The sequence below is a fragment of the Pseudomonas berkeleyensis genome, from assembly GCF_014109765.1.
Taxonomy (GTDB): domain Bacteria; phylum Pseudomonadota; class Gammaproteobacteria; order Pseudomonadales; family Pseudomonadaceae; genus Aquipseudomonas; species Aquipseudomonas berkeleyensis.
Window position 1 is genome coordinate 2524774 of sequence record NZ_CP059139.1, and the last position, 18551, is coordinate 2543324.

The 18551-nt window shown below is 63.7% G+C and carries 17 protein-coding genes; 5 read left to right on the top strand and 12 right to left on the bottom strand.

The genetic code is table 11. The features are described 5' to 3' along the window. Nucleotides 1-160 precede the first annotated feature (160 nt). Complete coding sequence (locus HS968_RS11745) at nt 161-682, bottom strand: MarR family winged helix-turn-helix transcriptional regulator (protein WP_179621717.1); 522 nt, start codon at nt 680-682, stop codon at nt 161-163. Between the two features lie 83 nt (nt 683-765). On the opposite strand from HS968_RS11745, the gene HS968_RS11750 reads away from it, so the two are divergent. Next, complete coding sequence (locus tag HS968_RS11750) at nt 766-1932, top strand: aminotransferase-like domain-containing protein (protein WP_119691051.1); 1167 nt, start codon at nt 766-768, stop codon at nt 1930-1932. Between the two features lie 46 nt (nt 1933-1978). After that, the gene (locus HS968_RS11755) at nt 1979-2581 is read left to right on the top strand and encodes a glutathione S-transferase family protein (RefSeq protein ID WP_182371379.1); all 603 of its coding nucleotides are present in this window, start codon (nt 1979-1981) and stop codon (nt 2579-2581) included. A gap of 9 nt (nt 2582-2590) precedes the next feature. Here HS968_RS11755 and HS968_RS11760 read toward each other — a convergent pair whose 3' ends face one another. From HS968_RS11760 to HS968_RS11800, 9 genes are all read right to left on the bottom strand, one after another. Beyond that, nucleotides 2591-3058 (bottom strand): helix-turn-helix domain-containing protein, encoded by a 468-nt coding sequence (locus tag HS968_RS11760; protein WP_179621714.1) that lies wholly within the window; start codon nt 3056-3058, stop codon nt 2591-2593. Between the two features lie 192 nt (nt 3059-3250). Continuing rightward, nucleotides 3251-3892 (bottom strand): response regulator, encoded by a 642-nt coding sequence (locus tag HS968_RS11765; RefSeq protein WP_182371380.1) that lies wholly within the window; start codon nt 3890-3892, stop codon nt 3251-3253. Then, nucleotides 3889-6945 carry a sensor histidine kinase gene (locus HS968_RS11770; RefSeq protein WP_238338941.1) on the bottom strand — a complete coding sequence of 1019 codons (3057 nt, stop codon included), beginning with the start codon at nt 6943-6945 and terminating at the stop codon, nt 3889-3891. Before HS968_RS11770 ends, HS968_RS11765 begins: the two co-directional genes overlap by 4 nt. Continuing rightward, nucleotides 6932-7669: an alpha/beta fold hydrolase gene (locus tag HS968_RS11775; RefSeq protein ID WP_182371381.1), complete on the bottom strand. Its 738-nt coding sequence runs from the start codon at nt 7667-7669 to the stop codon at nt 6932-6934. Before HS968_RS11775 ends, HS968_RS11770 begins: the two co-directional genes overlap by 14 nt. A 44-nt stretch (nt 7670-7713) precedes the next feature. Further along, nucleotides 7714-9336, bottom strand: a complete 1623-nt coding sequence (locus tag HS968_RS11780; protein WP_182371382.1) for an MFS transporter — start codon at nt 9334-9336, stop codon at nt 7714-7716. Between the two features lies 1 nt (nt 9337). Beyond that, a complete protein-coding gene (locus HS968_RS11785) occupies nt 9338-11179 on the bottom strand; it encodes an amidohydrolase (protein WP_182371616.1) in 1842 nt (613 codons plus the stop codon). Between the two features lie 137 nt (nt 11180-11316). Continuing rightward, entirely contained in the window at nt 11317-11895 is a 579-nt protein-coding gene (locus tag HS968_RS11790; protein ID WP_179621709.1) for an antibiotic biosynthesis monooxygenase, read from the bottom strand. Nucleotides 11896-11977: 82 nt separating this feature from the next. Further along, nucleotides 11978-12664, bottom strand: coding sequence for a hydrolase (locus tag HS968_RS11795; RefSeq protein ID WP_179621708.1), 687 nt, complete (start codon nt 12662-12664; stop codon nt 11978-11980). A gap of 138 nt (nt 12665-12802) precedes the next feature. After that, the gene (locus HS968_RS11800; protein ID WP_182371383.1) at nt 12803-13780 is read right to left on the bottom strand and encodes an alpha/beta hydrolase; all 978 of its coding nucleotides are present in this window, start codon (nt 13778-13780) and stop codon (nt 12803-12805) included. Nucleotides 13781-13937: 157 nt separating this feature from the next. Between HS968_RS11800 and arcD the strand changes: the two genes are divergently transcribed. The 3 genes from arcD (at nt 13938) to HS968_RS11815 (ending at nt 16418) form a co-directional block, all read left to right on the top strand. Next, nucleotides 13938-15365 (top strand): arginine-ornithine antiporter, encoded by a 1428-nt coding sequence (arcD, locus tag HS968_RS11805; protein WP_182371384.1) that lies wholly within the window; start codon nt 13938-13940, stop codon nt 15363-15365. A gap of 72 nt (nt 15366-15437) precedes the next feature. Next, nucleotides 15438-15809: a hypothetical protein gene (locus tag HS968_RS11810; protein WP_182371385.1), complete on the top strand. Its 372-nt coding sequence runs from the start codon at nt 15438-15440 to the stop codon at nt 15807-15809. Nucleotides 15810-15908: 99 nt separating this feature from the next. Continuing rightward, the gene (locus HS968_RS11815; protein WP_182371386.1) at nt 15909-16418 is read left to right on the top strand and encodes a cupredoxin domain-containing protein; all 510 of its coding nucleotides are present in this window, start codon (nt 15909-15911) and stop codon (nt 16416-16418) included. Nucleotides 16419-16470: 52 nt separating this feature from the next. Here HS968_RS11815 and HS968_RS11820 read toward each other — a convergent pair whose 3' ends face one another. Both HS968_RS11820 and HS968_RS11825 read right to left on the bottom strand, forming a co-directional pair. Beyond that, on the bottom strand, nt 16471-16749 hold the full coding sequence (locus HS968_RS11820) for an HU family DNA-binding protein (RefSeq protein WP_013715180.1): 279 nt from the start codon (nt 16747-16749) through the stop codon (nt 16471-16473). A 138-nt stretch (nt 16750-16887) separates the two neighbouring features. Continuing rightward, the gene (locus HS968_RS11825; protein ID WP_182371387.1) at nt 16888-18480 is read right to left on the bottom strand and encodes an alpha/beta hydrolase family protein; all 1593 of its coding nucleotides are present in this window, start codon (nt 18478-18480) and stop codon (nt 16888-16890) included. Between the last annotated feature and the right edge of the window lie 71 nt (nt 18481-18551).

The following is an 18551-nucleotide window of genomic DNA, read 5'->3' on the forward strand; positions in this document are numbered from 1 at the left end:
TTATTCGCATATGATTGCAGAGGTCATGTCCGGGTGCAATCACGCTGTGGCGTGGTATGACCGGCGGTGTTGGCGGCAGGGGCAAGGGGGCATGAGGTCTGTAGAGGTGAGCCCCGCCTGCCAAAGGGGCTCGTCTTGCATGTGCACTGAGCGGCGACTGCTACGCCCGTTCCTGGCGGCTGCGTGCCAGGGCACGATTGACTTCCAGCCAGCCTTGCACGGCTTCTTCGTCCATTTCCCCGAACACCCGTTGCAGCAGGCGCGCCTGCTCACGGCGCAGGGCTTGTTCCAGCTTGGCACCTTCAGGCGTGAAGCCGAGCAGACGCTTGCGCTTGTCGTCTGGCGCGGCTTCGCTGAGCACCAGGTTCATTTCCATCAGTTGCCGCAATGGTGTGTTCAGCGCCTGCTTGCTTACGCCCAGATAGCGGAGCAATTCGGTCATGTTCAGGCCCGGGTATTTGGCGATGAAGAACAGGATGCGGTGGTGTACGCGTGACAGACCGCGCTTGGCCAGCATTTCGTCGGGCTTGGCGGTGAAGGCCTGATAGCCGAAGAAGAAGGCTTCCATGGCGGCCTGCTGAACGGCGCTGTTCTTTATGGCCTGCCACCCCTGGCGGCCACTCGGCGGGCCGTCGCTGTGCGACGTTAAAAATTTCTCGGGGAAATTTTTTAGGTCAGTCATATTGACGTATCCCTGTTCGGCATCGTAGTTTCGGTCAACCAGTTTGACTTAAATCTACAGCCTTTGGCACCCCAGGAATACTCATGGCCTTCTCCGAACGCATCGCCCGCCTGAAAAGCTCCCTGATTCGTGAAATTCTCGCTGCGGCACAGCGTCCGGAGGTGATGTCCTTTGCCGGAGGCCTGCCGGCCGAACCGATGCTGCCGAAGGTGGATTGGGCCGACATGCCGGCGAGCATGGGCCAGTACGGCATGAGTGAGGGCGAGCCGGCGCTGCGTGAGGCCATCGCTGCCGAGGCGCGCGCCCTGGGCGTACCTTGCGACGCCAGCCAGGTGCTGATCGTCAGCGGCTCGCAGCAGACGCTGGATCTGGCCTCCAAGCTGTTCATCGATCCGGGCACCGAGGTGCTGCTGGAGGCGCCGACCTACCTGGCGGCCCTGCAGGCTTTCCAGTTGTTCGGCGCCAATTGCATCAGTGTGCCGCAGGAGGCCGATGGCCCTGAGCTGGCTGCACTGCGCCAGCGCCTGGAAACCAGCAAGCCAGCCTTCGCCTACCTGATCCCGACGTTCCAGAATCCGTCCGGTACCCGTTACAGCGAAGCCAAGCGCGAAGCCGTTGCCGCGTTGCTGGACGAATTCGGCGTGACCCTGATCGAAGACGAGCCGTACCGCGAGCTGGTGTTCGATGCCGGTAGCGCCACGCCGATCGTCACCCGTTTGCAGAAGGCCAGCTGGATCTACACCGGCACGGTGTCCAAGACCCTGCTGCCGGGCCTGCGTGTCGGCTATCTGATCGCCACCAAGGATCTCTACCCGCACCTGCTGCGCCTGAAGCAGTCGGCCGACCTGCACACCAACCGCATCGGTCAGTGGCAGGCACTGCAATGGCTGGGCAGCGAGCAGTACCGCGGTCACCTGGCCGAGCTGCGTGACTTCTACCGCATCCGCCGCGACGCCATGCAGGTGGCTCTGGAAGAGCACTTTGGCGAGCTGGCCAACTGGGAAATTCCGCAGGGCGGACTGTTCTTCTGGCTGACCCTGAAACAGCCGCTGGACACCCGTACGCTGCTGGATGCGGCGCTGGCACAGAATGTCGCGTTCATGCCGGGCGAGCCGTTCTTCATCGACCCGGACGCCAATCCAGGCTATCTGCGGCTGAACTTCAGCCACGTGGCCCCGGAGCGTCTGGGTGAAGGTTTGCGCCGGTTGGCTGCGGTTGTTCGTGACGCGCAGGGCGAATCAGGGGTTTGAATTCTTAGGCGGCGAATTTGCCGCGAGCGTTAAGGAGGGCGGGGCAATGTTCAAGGTCTACGGCGATTACCGGTCGGGCAACTGCTACAAGGTCAAGCTGATGCTGCATCTGCTGGGCAAGGAGTACCAGTGGATTCCCATCGATATTCTCAAGGGCGAGACGCAGAGCGACGCCTTCCTGGCCAAGAACCCCAACGGCAAGATTCCGGTGCTGGAGCTGGAGGACGGTACTTGTCTGTGGGAGTCCAACGCCATCCTCAACTTCCTCGCCGAGGGCAGCGAATTCCTGCCGAGCGAACCGCGTCTGCGCACCCAGGTGCTGCAATGGCAGTTCTTCGAGCAATACAGCCATGAGCCCAACGTCGCCGTGGCCCGCTTCATCCAGCTCTACCTGGGCTTGCCGGAGGATCGTCGTGAAGAACATGGCGTTCGCCTGGTACGTGGCTACAAGGCGCTCAAGGTGATGGAGCAGCAATTGCTGCGCACGCCGTATCTGGTGGGCGAGCAATACTCCATCGCGGATATCGCTTTGTACGCCTACACCCATGTGGCCGAAGAGGGTGGTTTCAGTCTGGAAGCCTTCCCGGCCATTCTCGCCTGGACGGACCGGGTGGCCAGTCACCCACGTCATGTCACCATGCTGGGCTGATCGAAAGCCTCACGCTTGATCGTTGGCGGGCTGCGCTCTTGAGGCGCAGCGCTGCCGCCACATCAGCGGGCTCAGCCCGGTTTCGCGGCGAAAGGTGCGGGTGAAGTGCGACTGATCGCAGAAACCGTGGGCATGAGCGATTTGTGTCAACGGCTGGTCGCTGACCAGCATCATCTCCCTGGCGGCTTCGATGCGCTTGCGGGCCACATAGGCCAGCGGCGTGATGCCGAAGGTCTGTTTGAACACATGGGAAAAATGGCTGCTGCTCAGGCTGAGCTGGGCGGCCAGGTCGCAGGTACGAATCGAGGCGGCGAGGTTCTCGCTGATGTATTGATCCAGGCGTCGCGTCTGCCAGTGGGTCAGGCCGCTGCCGGCATGGCGTGCACCACAGTCACGACAGGCGTTGGCATGGCGCAATAGCTCCATCGCCTGTTCGAGGTAGAAGTAGGCGCTGTGGGTGTCGTCTTGCAGCGCCATTTCGGCTTCCGCGAGCAAGGACGAGATTCGTCTCAGCACCTGCGGGTCGCGGCCAGCCTGGTGTGGGCAGGGCGCTACTGCACGAAAATCCCCGAACGACCCCATCTGGAAGCTTCCTTGTGTGACTGGATGCCAAGCATGCGCGGCGCCTCTGGCCGCGCACAGCTCACAAGGAGGGGAAAGGCGGCAACACTAAAGTGGGGTGCCGATCTCCAGTACGCCGCGTTGCACGGCGATAGCCACGGCATGGGTACGGTTGTTTGCGCTCAGCTTGTCCATGATCAGGCGCATGTGACCTTTGACCGTGTCTTCGGTGATGCGCAGTTGCAGGGCGATGTCGCGATTGGAATAACCCAGTGCGGCCGCCTGGAGAACCTCGACTTCACGCGGGCTGAGGCTTTGCTGGCCGATGTGCGCGGCCAGGTCGGCGGCGATCTCCGGCGGAATGTGACGCTTGCCCGCGGCCAGGGTACGGATCGTCTCCACCAGCTCCTTGCGCAGGCTGCTTTTCAGCAGATAGGCCTGTGCGCCTGCCTGAATGGCGTGCAGCGCGCGCACGTCGCCGCGATAGGTGGTGAGAATGGCAATGCGTGCATCCGGGCATTCGCCGCGAATCGCCAGGATGCTGTCGATACCGTTCATGCGCGGCATTTGCAGATCCATCAGGGTCACGTCCGGACGCAGTTGGCGAAAGCGTTCCAGTGCCTCGCGACCATCGCTGGCTTCGCCGACCAGATCGATGTCCTCTTGCCCGGCGAGCACGGCGGCGATGCCTTCGCGCAGCAGGGGATGATCATCCGCGACCAGTACGCGGATGGGGTTGGCGGCTGTCATGGCTGAGAGCTCCTGATCAATCGTTTCCAGTGTAGCCAGCGTCGTGCGCGCGGGTGCGGCTGCCGGTAGGCCAAGGGCCCGGCCAGAGCCAACTGCACCAGGCAGCCGTGGCCAGGTGCACTTTGAATATTCAAGGTGCCGCCGATCTTGGCGGCGCGTTCGTACATGCCTTTCAGCCCCCAGTGGTCGACCGGTTCCGCGCCTTGCAGGTACTCGGCCAGCAGGCCACGACCATCGTCACTGACGGATAACGAGAACTGCCGAGGGTTGTAATCCAGGCGCACGCGTATGTGGCTTGCGTTGGCATGCCGGAAGGCATTGCTGACGGCTTCGCGGGCGAGCTGGCTGAGTTCGTCATGCACCACCGGATGCAGGGCGCAGGGCGTGCCGGCGATCTCGACCTGATAGTCGGTGTCAGCATGCTCGTGCAACTGATCGAGTTCGCGCAGCGTCTGCGGCAGGTCGCTCGACGCCTCCTGCGCGTGACGCAGGTTACGCACGCGCTCACGACCTTCGGCGATCACCTGGTCAGCACGATCCAGGGCATTTTCCAACTTCGTTCGCGCCGGTTGATCGGCTGGCAGGCTATCCGCTGCGGCCTGCACGTGCAGCACCAGGCCTTGCACGCCTTGCAGCAGGGTGTCGTGCAATTCGCGTGCGATGCGTTCACGTTCATCGTGGCGTTCTTCCAGGCGCGTGCGCAGGCGCTCGGCGGCGCGCTGCATGTTGCTGCGGTAGAGCAGGTGCAGCACCAGCAGCACGCTCAGTGCCACGGCCAGGATGAACAGAGGATGGCGGTAGAACATCTGCCCGATGCTGAAGCTCAGTTCGGCATCCTGCTCGCTGGGTACGCCATCCTGATTGAGCGCGCGTACGCGAAAACGATAGGAGCCGGCAGGCAGGCCGGTGTAGGTCGCCTCGCGCTGGCGCCCGGCGGAGTGCCAGTCGTTGTCGAAACCATCGAGTCGGTAGAGAAAACGCAGCCCTTCGGGAGCCGACAGGCTCAGGGCGCTGTAACGAATGGCCAGGCGCTTGCTGTCGGCAGGCAGGATCATTGGCGCTTGCAGCGAGATGCCTGCACCGTCGGCGACCAGTGACTCGATGCTGACCTTGGGAGCCTTGCTGTTTTGCACCTGCCAGCCGGGCTTCAGCCCGGCCACGCCATTGCGGGTCACGAACCACAGGCGCCCCTGGGCGGTACGCACGGCCGTTGGCAGAGCAAGCACCTGCTGCGGGTCATTGGCCAGACCGCCTTGCAGGTCATAGGTGCGATAACGGATAGGGTGGCGTGGGTCGTTCAGAGCCTTGGCGATCTCCTCGGCCGGCAATTGAAATACGCCGCCCTTGCCCTGCAGCCACAAGTCTTCGCCCTGTGCACTGGCCACGGGAATGATGGCGTAAAGGTTGTCGAACAGGCCGTTCTCGCTCAATGGCAGATTCTGGAAACGCTTGCCATCGAAGCGCGCCAGGCCTCGCTGTCCGCCGAACCAGCTGTGATCCTGCAGATGAGCCATCGCCGTCACATGACCGATGTCCAGGCCTTCGGCGCTCCCCCAGCGATGCTCGCCCTGCTCGTCATGGCTGACGAGCAGGTTGTCGCGGTAACCGAACCAGCGCTGCCCGTCGGGCGCCAGCGCAGAGCTTACCGGCATCAGTTGCGTCGGGTTGGCGCTGGGGGGCGGTAGCCGCTGCCACTGGCCCTCACGTAGTACGTAGAGCCCCTGGCGGTTGAGTGACAGCCAGACTGCACCCTGGCGGTCGATCAGCAAGGTACGTACCGATGAGTCCAGGTCGCGCTCGACAGGCAGGGCCGAGACCTTCTCCAGTTGTTCACCGATACTGCGCCAGATGCCCTCGGGGCCGGCCAGCCAGACCGAGCCATCCGGTGCCTTGCTGATCGCACTGATTGGCGTGTGCAGCGGCAGTTGATGCAGGCCGTCGTCGTTCAGACGCATGACAGGCAGGTTGCTGCTACCCGCCCAGAGGTTGCCCTGGTCATCGGCGCCCAATGCCAGGTTGTGCGCGTTGGTGGGAAAACCAGCGGGAAGCAGGGGGCGTTCGCGCAAACGATCCAGGCCGTTCTGCGTACCGATCCACAGGCTGCCGTCGCTGTCCTCGAGCAGTGGCCAGGCGAAGTCGGAGCTGAGCCCGTCGCGGGCGGTGAAGCGCTCGCTGGTATCGAACCCGGCGCTGCCATGCTCGTTGGGTTTGGCCACATGCAGCAGGCCGCTACCTGCTGTGCTCAGCCACAGGCAACCATGCAGATCGAACAGCATGGCGTTGGCTTCGGCACCGATGGCGATGCGGCTTGTCTGCAATAATGCCGAGCCGATGTCGACTCGAAGCAGGCTTTCGCGGTCGCGTTCGATCAGCCACAGCGCTCCATCGGGAGCCTGCATCATCTGCCGCGTGCGATTGCTGCGAATGCCGGTATCGCGCAGCGCTCGGGCGCCAGGCTGGAGAACGTAGAGGCGCTGTTCGTCGGCGACCCAGAGTCGGTCGCTGCTGTCGACCAGCACGCTGTAGGCATTGTTGCCGAGAAAGCCCTCTGCGCTGCCCAGGCGCTGCCAGCCTTTACCGTCGTAGCGCAGCAGGCCGTCGTTGGCCGCTGCCCAGACGCTGCCATCTGCCGTTCGCGCCAGGGCGTAGATCACGCCGCTGCCGAGGTCGAAGCGGCTGGGTTGCTCCTTCTCCGAGGTGATCAGGTAGACGCCGCCGTTGCGCAGGCCTACCCATAACCCGGCGTCGCTGGCCAACAGGCTGGAGACGATTCCCAGGTCATGGCCATCGGGTGTGCGGTAGCTGGTGAATTCGAAACCGTCGAAGCGGTACAGGGAGTCGTGCGTGCCCAGCCACAGGTAGCCGTCGTGGGTTTCCGCCAAGGCGCCGATCTGGCTGGGGCTGTCGTCATTGAGTGTCCAGCGGCGATGTTCCAGCTGCTGCTCCAGCCCGCTTCGGTCTGCCTGCGCGGCGGCGCTGAACAGCACCATGCAAAGCAAGGCCAGCACGACGCTGAGGCGAAGCTGTGAGGTGTACGGTCTAGAAGCGTCCAACTTGATTCTGTGCCCATTCGATGCAGTAGTCGGCAACTCTTTCCCACCCGGGTTCGGCGATCAGCCAGTGGCTGTAGCCTGGAAACTGCTTGAAGCTGGTGATAGCGGCCGAGCGCCGATGATGGCGGTAGGTGGCGGCCACCGTGCTGGCGCGAACGATGCGGGCGCAGCCACCGGCGATCAGCAGCAGTGGTGCGCGCTCGGCATTGGCAAAGTCGACACGCTTGCCAAGGCCCAGTGCCGCTTCGAACAACACCCGGCCTGGCGCCGGGACGATGTGCTGCGCATAGGCAGCGTTTTGCTGGGTCGGCGTCAGGGTTTGCGCCATATTGCGCGCGAAATACTGCGGTGTCATGTACAGCAGGTGACGCCAGCCTGCCCAGTGCAGCAGCCAGGGCCAGGCGCCATACAAGCCGGCCAGGCTGGCCCGTGACGGCAATGGGTCGATGGCGATGCCGGCCTGGCCCAGGCCACGGTTGAGGAGCAATTGCACCAGCAGGCCGCCGAGGTCATGCCCGATCAGCAGTGGCGGCTGGCCGAGGTTGCGAATGTGCGCTTCGTAGTGATCGAGGAGGGCGCTGATGCCCGGTTGCCGCCCGCCCTGGTCTGGCGGCCAGGGCGGTGCGCTGCAGCGATAACCGCAGGCGCTGAAACGGCGCTGGAACGGCTCCCAGATTGCAGGCGTGAGCCAGATGCCGTGGATGAACAGTGCGTGACGCGGCATATGCCATCTAGCCCGTCGCGCCCTGCGCTCTGCAGTCGCTCTCGTCAGGAGCTGGCATGAGACGACTCCGCAGGCTGAGAGGCGCCCTTGGCTGGCATCAGAAAGTGTTCGATATGCACCGCCACGTCCGGACTCTGGAAGCGTCGGGCCGCCGCCTCGATGCGTTGTTCGGCGCGGGTTACCCGGCCGTGATGGCGCAGGTGTTCGAGCCAGGACTCATCGAAGAAGAACTCCTGCCAGTGCCGCGGGTTCTCGCTGTTCTGTACCAGCCCCCAGGAAAATGCGCCGTTACGCTTGCGCATGCGGGCGACCTCGACCATTGCCTGGCGAAAGCCTGCCACATGCTCCGGCGCGATGTCGTACTGCAGGGTGATCATCACCGGGCCACGTTCACGATCGGCCTCGTCGGCGAGGATCGGTGCCGGCCAGTGCAGCGAGGGCGCCAGGTCTTCGCTTTCGGTCACCGGCAGGGTGAAGCGCGGCGTCAGCAACAGACCGAGAACCAGGCAGCCGGAAGCAGCGAGCAGGGCGACGGGAATCGACGCATGACTGGCGACGTAACCCCACAGCGCGCCGCCGGCGGCCATGCTGCCGAAGAACACCAGGATGTATACCGACAGCGCGCGGGCTCGCACCCAGTCCGGCACTGACGTCTGCGCGCTGACCTGCAGGCTGGACAGCACTGCGATCCATGCCGCGCCGCTGAGCAGCATCACCGGCAGCAGCACGGCGAAGTCGCGCACCCAGGCCAGGGCCAGCAGCACCAGGGCGTAGAGCACGCTGGCCATGGCCACCAGATGGTTGGCGCTGATGCGCTCGCGCAGCCTGGGCAGCAGCATGGCGCCGAGCACCGCGCCGATACCGACGCTACCCAGCAGTAGGCCGAAGTCACTGGCGCTGCCTTTCAGCTCGCCCCGTACGATCAGCGGTAGCAACGAGGTGCCGGCACTGGCGCCAACGAAGAAGGCTGCTGCGCGCACCAGCACCGATTGCAATGGACGTGAGGCACGGCTGTAACGCCAGCCGGCACGAATGGCGCCGAGCAGGCGTTCGGCCGGGAAGGCGGCGACCTGGCGCTCGCGCTTCCAGGTCAGCAGCACCGCCATCACCGCGAAGAACGACAGGGCGTTGAGGGCGAAGGTCGCCCACGGCCCGCTGAGGCTGACCAGTACCCCGGCGATGGCCGGGCCGAGCGCGCGGGCGACGTTGATGCCGAGGCTCGACAGGGCAATGGCCGAGGGCAGGTCGCGCTTGCTCACCAGCTCCGGCGTCAGCGCCGACCAGGCCGGCATCATCAGCGCGGTACCGACGCCCATGGCCAGGGTCAGGCCGAGCAACAGCCAGACCGTGGTCAGCCCGAGCAGCGTCAGAGTCGCCAGCAGCGTCGCCACGGCGGCCATCCATACCTGCACGATCAGCAGGTAACGACGCTTGTCGATGATGTCGGCCATGGCCCCGGCCGGCAGCGCCAGGAGGAACATTGGCGCGCTGCCGGCTACCTGCACCAGCGCCACGTGCATGGGGTTGCTCGACAGGCTGGTCATCAGCCAGCCGGCACCGACCTCGTGCATCCAGGTGCCGATGTTCGAGGCGATACTGGCCAGCCACAACCAGCGGAACGTGTCGTGCTTGAGGGCGCCCCAGGGCGAAGCCTTTTCGCTGGCCATATCAGAACGCAAAGCACGAGCAGCCGAAGGCGCCCCAGAAGCCCTGGTGATCGCTGACCGGCACACTGCTGCGGCGGGCGCGATCATGCTGGTGCTGGTGTACCGCACAGGCGCCGATGCATTGGTGGATGCTCGCCGACAGCGGTGCCGCGACTGGCTTCCAGTGGCCGGGCACCTTGGCTACGGGTGACCAGTCCGGTAGTACCGGCAGCGTGGGCGGTGCGAGTTTGTCGAACTCGGACGTGGCATGCACGACCTTGCCGCCGACTACGGTGAGCACCGATTCCAGCCACTTGATCTGTTCTTCCTCGACGCTGAAGAAGTCCGCCGACAGCGCCACCAGGTCGGCGAGCTGGCCCACCTTGATCTGGCCCTTCTTGCCTTGCTCGCTGGAGAACCAGGCGCTGCCGTGGGTGAACAGTTGCAGGGCGGTGTTGCGTGACAGGCCCTGCGGATTCAGCGTGGTGCCGCCGACCGTCTTGCCGCTGACCAGCCAGTACAGCGCCGTCCACGGGTTGTAGCTGGCCACGCGGGTGGCGTCGGTGCCGCCGCCGACCGGGATGCCTTCGGCCAGCATGCGCTGGATCGGCGGGGTGGCCTCGGCGGCCTTGGCGCCGTAGCGGTCGATGAAGTATTCGCCCTGAAAGGCCATGCGGTGCTGGATGGCGATGCCGCCGCCAAGCGCTCGTACCCGTTCGATGTTGCGCGGGCTGATGGTCTCGGCGTGGTCGAACAGCCACGGCAGGCCGTTGAACGGCATATCGCGGTCGACCTTCTCGAACACGTCGAGCATGCGCGAGATGGATTCGTCATAGGTGGCGTGCAGGCGGAACGGCCAGCGCTGCTCGACCAGGTGGCGTACCACCGGCTCCAGCTCGGCTTCCATGCTGGGCGCCAGATCGGGACGAGGTTCGAGAAAGTCCTCGAAGTCGGCGGCGGAGAACACCAGCATCTCGCCGGCACCGTTGTGGCGGAGGAAGTCGGTGCCGTCGCCCGGCTTGACGATCTTGCTCCAGGCCTGGAAGTCCTGCAGTTCTTCCTTGGGTTTCTGGGTGAACAGGTTGTAGGCGATGCGCACGGTGAGTTGATCCTGCGCGGCCAGTTCCTGGATCACCTGATAATCATCGGGATAGTTCTGGTAGCCGCCGCCGGCATCGATGGCGCTGGTCACGCCCAGGCGGTTGAGTTCGCGCATGAATTGACGCGTTGAGTTGACCTGATACTCCAGCGGCAGCTTCGGCCCCTTGGCCAGGGTGGCGTAGAGAATCAACGCGTTGGGGCGGGCGATCAGCATGCCGGTGGGCTCGCCGCTGGCATCGCGCTGAATCTCGCCGCCGGGCGGGTTCGGGGTGTTCTTGTCGTAGCCGACGGCACGTAGCGCGGCACGGTTGAGCAGGGCGCGGTCATAGAGATGCAGCACGAACACCGGGGTGTCCGGCGCGGCCTTGTTCAACTCGTCCAGGGTCGGCAGGCGTTTCTCGGCGAACTGGAACTCGGTCCAGCCGCCGACCACACGCACCCATTGCGGCGTCGGCGTGCGGTCGGCCTGTTCCTTGAGCATGCGCAAGGCGTCGGCCAGCGACGGCACGCCTTCCCAGCGCAGTTCCAGGTTGTAGTTGAGGCCGCCGCGGATCAGGTGCAGGTGCGAGTCGTTGAGGCCAGGGATCACCGTACGCTTCTGCAGGTCGACCACGCGGGTGGCGTCACCGCGCAGGGCCATGGCTTCGGCATCGCTGCCTACGGCGACGAAGCGCCCGTCCTTGATGGCCACGGCGCTGGCCTGCGGTTTTTCACGGTCGACCGTGTGCAGCCGGCCGTTGAACAGAATGAGATCGGCACTCATGTTGCCTCCTGATGAACTGGCGGATGAGTCGCTGGCCATGGCCGCGAAGGGCAGTGCTGACCACAATGCGCCGGCGGCGCCAAGGACGCTACTGGTGGCGAGAAAGTGGCGGCGTTTCGGGTCGCTGGGATCCTGGCTCATGGTCGATCCTCGTCTACGGTTGGGCTCAGCCAGGCGGCGAACAGTCGCGTGGCGATGGGCATGAACAGGTACACCACGAGCACAACGATGCTCAGGGTGATCACGACATTGCTCGGCAGATAACCGCCGAGCCACGGTATGCGTTGAAACAGGGGTTGCCAGAGCAGCGGTACGAGCAGGCTCAATGGGAGGATCACGAGGAAGGTCACGCAGCTCTGTTTCCAGCGTGGCGGAGGGGCTTGTGCGGTTTCCGGCACGAACCAGAATTCCTTGTTCTCGGCGATTTCCAGCTGATCACCCGTGCGTAGCAGCGGCTCGACTTCGGCGATCAGTTGGCGCCGCTGCTCGGAGTCGATCCAGTTCTGCAGTCGTTCCAGGCTGGTGAAACGCAGCACGCAGGTGAATTGCGCCACACGGGCCTGATGGCTGCGCACCACGTCGACGCCCAGGTGACCGGGGCATTGGCTGGCAGTGGCGATGATGCGCCGCAGCCAGGATTCGTAACGCGGCACGTGGTTTGCGCGAACCTGATGGCGTACCACCAGGGTGACGGTTTCCGACTGCGTCTCGCTCATGCTGGCGACTCTGCTCAAAACCTTGGGCCTGTCGATCCAGCGGCGCGCATCGCTGCGCGCTGCTGAATCGAATTTCAATGGCTCAGATGGGCGCCGCGATCGGTGCCAGGGTCGGGCCGTGCTGCACGCGCTCCGGCGCCTTGTGCACCATGGTGTAGGCGTAATCCACGCCCATGCCATAGGCACCGGAGTGCTCCTTGACCAGCGCCATGACGGCGTCGTAGGTATCACGGTTCTTCCAGTCGCGTTGCCATTCCAGCAGTACCTGTTGCCAGGTCACCGGTACTACGCCGGCCTGGATCATGCGCTGCATGGAATAGTCATGAGCGGCTTGCGAGGTACCACCGGAAGCGTCGGCGACCATGTAGATCTCGTAGCCGGCATCGTGCATGGCCGACAGGGCGAAGGTGGTGTTGCACACCTCGGTCCACAGGCCGGAAACGATGATCTTGTTGCGGCCATTTTTCTTCAGCGCATCGCGGACTTTCTGGTCATCCCAGGAGTTCATCGAGGTGCGCTCGAGCAGCGGCGCGTCGGGGAACACGGCGAGCAGCTCGGGGTAGGTGTGGCCGGAGAAACTCTCGGTCTCGACCGTGGTGATGATGGTCGGCACGTTGAAGATCTTGGCCGCCTTGGCCAGGCCCACGGTGTTGTTCTTCAGGGTTTGCCGGTCGATGCTCTGCACGCCGAAGGCCATCTGCGGCTGCTGGTCGATGAAGATCAGCTGGCTGTTCTGAGGGGTGAGGACTTCGGTTTTTGGATTGCTCATAGCGGTTACCTGTCGGTGAGGCGGTGGTCGATGCACGCATCCCGTCGGTCGTTGCCGTCGGGTAGACGCCGGGACTATCGCAAAGCGGCCACCGCCTGGATTGGATGGGACTACGGTTCTGGTATCGGGCTGTGGTGTTCAGGCCAGGTGTTCGCGCAGGGCCGCGCCGGCCTGCTGCATCGCCGTGCGTACGGCAGGTACCTCGGCGATCACGTTGAGCAGGCCGTAGTCATGGATCATGCCGTTGTAGCGCACGGCGCTGACCGCTACGCCGGCCGTGCCCAGGCGACGAGCGTAGGCTTCGCCTTCGTCGCGCAGCACGTCCATCTCGGCCGTCTGTACCAGGGCGGGAGGTAGGCCTTGTAGCTGCTCCAGGCGGGCACAAAGTGGCGATGCATGGATCTCGTTACGCTGCGTGGGGTCGGTGGTGTAGTTGTCCCAGAACCACTCCATCATCGCGCGAGTCAGGAAGTGGCCGTCGGCGAACTGGTTGTACGACGCGTTGTTGAAACTGGCGTCGGTCACCGGCCACAGCAGCAGTTGGAAACGCAGCTTGGGCGTGCCGGCCTCCTTGGCTTTCAGAGCCACCACGGCGGCCATGTTGCCGCCGACGCTGTTGCCGGCCACGGCCAGGCGCGACCCATCGATACCGATCTGTCTGCCATTGGCGGCTACCCACTGGGTGGCTGCGTACGCCTGGTTGATCGCGGTCGGGTACTTGGCTTCGGGGGATGGCGTGTAATCGACGTAGATCGCGGCGGCACCGGAGTGCAGTACCAGGTCATGGATCAGTCGCGCGTGGGTGGGGTAGTCGCCCAGTACCCAGCCGCCGCCGTGGAAGAACATGAACCCCGGCAGTTCACCCTGACTGCCTGCGGGACGTACTACGACCAGCTTGAGGCTCTGGCCGGCGACCTCGATGTCGTGTTCGCGCGCTTGCACGGCAGAAAGATCGATCTCGACCGAGGCTTGTGCGCCTGTGAGCACGGCTCGGGCCTGCGCTGGCGGTAGTTGTTCCAGTGGCGTGCCGCCACCTGCGGCGAGCGCTTCGAGAAAGGCTTGGGTGTTGCGTTCGACGCCGGGACTGCCGGCGCCCAGGTTGGGGGAGGGCTGCATGGCGAATGACCTCGTGATGGCTGAAGTAACGGTAGCGCAACTGCGTCGGGCATCTTCGGCGCAGGGGTGATCAGGCGCTTGGATCAGTCTGCCGTTTTGGCATCAGGCTGCTGTCGGGCTGCTAGAGTGAGGTCGAAAGCTCAAGCACGAGGTGGTCATGACAGGGGAAAGTCGCAAGCTGGGCCTGGGATCGCTGACCGCGCTGGTGGTGGGCTCGATGGTGGGAGGTGGCATCTTCTCGCTGCCGCAGAATATCGCCGCGCGCGCCGATGTCGGTGCGGTGCTGATCGGCTGGTGCATCACCGCGGTGGGCATGCTGGCGCTGGCTTTCGTGTTCCAGAACCTGGCCAATCGCAAGCCGGAGCTGGACGGAGGCGTGTACGTCTACGCCAAGACCGGGCTTGGCGACTACATGGGCTTCTCGTCGGCCTGGGGCTATTGGATCAGCGCCTGGCTGGGCAATGTCGGTTACTTCGTCCTGCTGTTCTCGACGCTGGGGTACTTCTTTCCCGCCTTCGGTGAGGGCAATACGCCACTGGCGATCGGTTGCGCCTCGGTATTGCTCTGGTGTGTGCATGCCCTGGTGCTACGCGGAATCAAGGAAGCGGCGCTGATCAACCTGATCACCACCGTGGCCAAGCTGGTGCCGATCCTGCTGTTCATCGTCATCGTCGGTCTGGCCTTCGACCGCGAGATATTCACTCGCGACATCTGGGGGCGCAGCAACCCGCAGTTCGGCAGCGTACTGGAGCAGGTGCGCAACATGATGCTGGTCACCGTGTTCGTGTTCATCGGCATCGAGGGCGCCAGCGTCTACTCCTCGCGAGCCGAGCGCCGCAGCGATGTGGGCAAGGCCACGGTGATCGGTTTTCTCGGCGTGCTGGCGCTGCTGATGCTGGTCAACCTGCTGTCGCTCGGGGTGATGAGCCAGCCCGACCTGGCTGCGCTGCAGAACCCTTCCATGGCAGGTGTGCTGGAGCATGTGGTGGGCCGCTGGGGGGCCGTGTTCATCAGCATCGGCCTGGCGGTTTCGCTGCTCGGTGCGTTGCTGTCCTGGGCGCTGCTGTGTGCGGAGATCCTCTTCGTTTCGGCCAAGGACGGCACCATGCCGGCCTTCCTGCGCCGGGAAAACGCCAACCAGGTGCCCACCAATGCGCTGTGGCTGACCAATACGATGATCCAGCTGTTCCTGCTGATCATCCTGTTCGCCCAGGGCACCTACCTGTCGCTGATCTACCTGGCATCCTCGATGATCCTGGTGCCGTACCTGTGGTCGTCGGTCTACGCCTTGCTACTGGTACTGCGCGGCGAGACTTACGACGGACAGGTCGGCGTGCGGCGCAAGGATCTGCTGATCGGCCTGCTGGCGACCTTCTATGCCATCTGGCTGCTGTATGCCGGCGGGGTCAAGTACCTGCTGCTTTCGGCACTGCTCTATGCGCCTGGCGTGCTGCTGTTCCACAAGGCCAAGCAAGAACTGGGGCAAGCGCTTTTCAGGCATTACGAATGGCTGATCTTCATCGCGGTGCTGCTGACCGCGCTGCTGGCGGGATATGGGTTGTACAGCGGGCACTTGAGTTTGTGAACGGGCTTGGAGGATGGGTGTCAGAGGTGGATAATCGAGGCTTGTATTTTTCTGATCGGCTCCCGTCCTTCCATGCTCAAACGGCTGCGTACCGCCCTGGTCTGTTTGCTGATGCTGGCCTTGCCGATGCAGGCGATGGCAGCCTTCGGCATGCAGCTTTGCCAGCAGGTGCATGGCAGCGGCGCGTTGCATGCCATGCCCGAGCATGGCGCTCAGTCTGCGGTGATGATGCACGGCGATGACGGGAAGCCCGGCATGCATCACCCGGCGAAGGCCACCTCCTGCAGCCTTTGTGCGTTCTGCGTCAGTGCGGCGGTGATCGACCAATCCTTCGCCCAGACCGGTCAGGCGCATCGCGCGGAGCCGCCTCAGGCGTTGAACGAGCGCCTGGTCTCCGTGGTGCCGGACACACCCGAGCGCCCACCCCGTCTTTCTTTCTCCTGATCGCAAACCTTTCAACCACGGCCTGACGCCGGCTGCAGCAGTCGGCCGCCGTGCGCGCTTAACCGCGCGTGAACGACACGAATGATTGGAGAAGGACAGATGAAACGACGTTCCTACACCTTGCCGGCCCTGTTTCTGGTTGCACTGCTACCTGTGCTGCAGGCTCAGGCTCAGGAAGACAGCCACGCCGGGCATGGCGCAATGAACATGATGGATCACGGGCCGGAGCAGAAGCCGTGGGGCATTGCCGGGCAGGCTGACCAGGTCGATCGTACCGTGGAGATTCGCATGGGCGACAACATGCGCTTCACCCCTGAGAAGTTGCAGGTCAAGCAGGGCGAAACCATCCGCTTCGTCCATCGCAATGATGGCAAGTTGATGCATGAATTCGTGCTGGGGACGCGGCAGACGCTGGACGAACATGCCGCTGAAATGCTCAAGGGCACGGGGATGGCGCATGGCGAGGCGTATATGGCGCATGTCGCGCCAGAAGCACAGGGCGAGATGATCTGGACGTTCAACCGAGCCGGCGAATTCGAGTTCGCTTGCTTGATCGCCGGGCATTACCAGGCCGGTATGCGCGGTAGCGTCGAGGTGCTGGCTGACTAAGGCGGGATAGAAGAAGGCCGCGACCCAGGCAGGGGCGCGGCCAGACTCTGAATCAGTTCAGTGCGTCGGTCAGGGCCTTGGCAGGTACCAGCTTGACCACTTTCTTGGCAGCGATTTCGATGCTTTTGCCGGTTTGCGGGTTACGGCCGGTGCGGGCCGGGCGCTCGCTCACTTTCAGCTTGCCGATGCCTGGCAGGGTGATCTCACCGTCGTTTTCCAGTGCGTCGCCGACAATTTCGCCCAACTGATCGATCAGGGTGCGGACAGTGGCTTTCGGCAGGGAAACGGCCTCGGCCAGGTCGCTGATCAGTTGGTCTTTGGTGATTGCCATGATGTAACTCCGTTTGCAGGTAAGAGGTTCGACGCGGCAGGCAGAATGCTGTGCAGTCGAAAACGTGGGGAACGCTAACATAAAAGGGATGGCTCGGCAGTGCCGCAACAGACACTTCCGATAGGGCTTAGTGTCGCATCAGCCCTCGTGGTTCCAGCGTGCGACCAAAAAACGCAGCCTGCCGCGGATGCCGGGTTCGCTGGCGCTGTCGAACGGCACCTCGACCTCCAGGCTGCCGTCCTTCTGGAGGTTGCCATCGAGCGTGCTGTCGGCGCTGTGTACCCCCTGATTCTGCCAGGCGTGGCTAACCTGCCAGCCATTGACGGCACTGGGTGGAGTGATCTCCAGAACCAGGCTGTTGCGGAACAGGTAGCTGCCCTCGTAATGCTGGTTGACCCATAGCTTGCGCTCCACCTCGTAGTCCGGCACCCGCACGTTGAAGGTCAAGGTATAGGCCAGCCCTTTGCGCCTGCTGTTCACACGCGCCCGGTCAGCGAGAAACAGGCTGCCGAGGTACAGCTTGCCATTCTCTCGTGGTGCTTTGAGCCAGTGCTGGTGGGCGAGACAGGCCACCGAATCTTCCTCGGCGGTGCGCCGGCTCAGGTACCAGAGTTTGCCGCGTGGCGCGGTGAGCACCTCGAACTGGTACAGGGCGTTGACCGTTTGTCCCTGGCTTTCGGCCTTGCGCAGCTCCTTGGGCAGGGTGACGGCATCGACTTCGGCCCAGATGTCCACACGCACGTCACCGAACAGAAAGCGTGTGAGGTTCTGGTAAGCCTCTTCACTGTTGACGATGCCGAAGTAGCCCGAATGTGCTCGGTAGGCGAACGCCTTGGCGCAAGGGGCTGCCGGTTTGCCGCGTGCATCCAGGCCGTTGAGGGTGGCATTGTCGATGCGCACCAGGCCGTCGCTGCCATGACCTGCGAAGGTTCGCGACAGGCCGAGGCCGGCTTCATAGTCCATGCGGTTGGTACCAACCATGCAAAAGAAACGCTTCGAAGGAAAGCGCGCTTCGGGGAGCCAATCGACGCGCTCGGTGAGCTTATAGGCTGCTTCCAGATCCAGAAAAGTCGCCAGGCGCTGGCGGTTGAAATTGCTGATGTCGCTCAGGCTCAGCCAGCTTGGCGGGTTGATGCCGAGCAGGTCGATACCGTTGTGCGGTGTGGCGTAGGTGAACACCTTGTCCACCAGCTTGGCCGCGCCACCCGGATCCAGCTTGGGGTTCTGCAGCAGGCCTCGGCACACCAGCCCACCCATCGAATGGGCTACCAGGTGGCAACGGAAGTCGGCCTTGCTGATGGCGTTCTTCGGGTTGGCGCATACCAGCTCGCGCACCTTGAGAATCAACTCACCGAGCTTGCTGGCGAATACTTCCAGGCTCGGCGTGGTACCAATGCCGAGCAGCCGTGAGGCTTCGTCGTAATAGCGGTAGATGATGATCGAGCGACTGCCCAGGCGGTTGTCCGGGTCAGCGGCCCATTCCGGGTCGAGAATGTCGTAGCCGTCTTCGTAAACGTCCTGGTAGTCGAACTCCGAGGCCAGACGGATCACCGGCGACTCGAAAACGAATTTGCGTGGCTGGCGAGTCTTTTCCGCTACCGCACGGTAAACGGTAGAGCCGAGGTTGAAGCCGCAGAAGGGGTCGGCACTGGTCTGGTCGATCTCTCCCGGTGTCATGGCGTAGCCACGTACGTAGATGATCGGATGGAAAGGGCTGTGCGAATTGGCCATGGTTGCTCCTGAGGTGGCGTGCGCGTGCCTCGGGAATGCTCATCATGGCCGAACTGCGGGATGCGACGAGT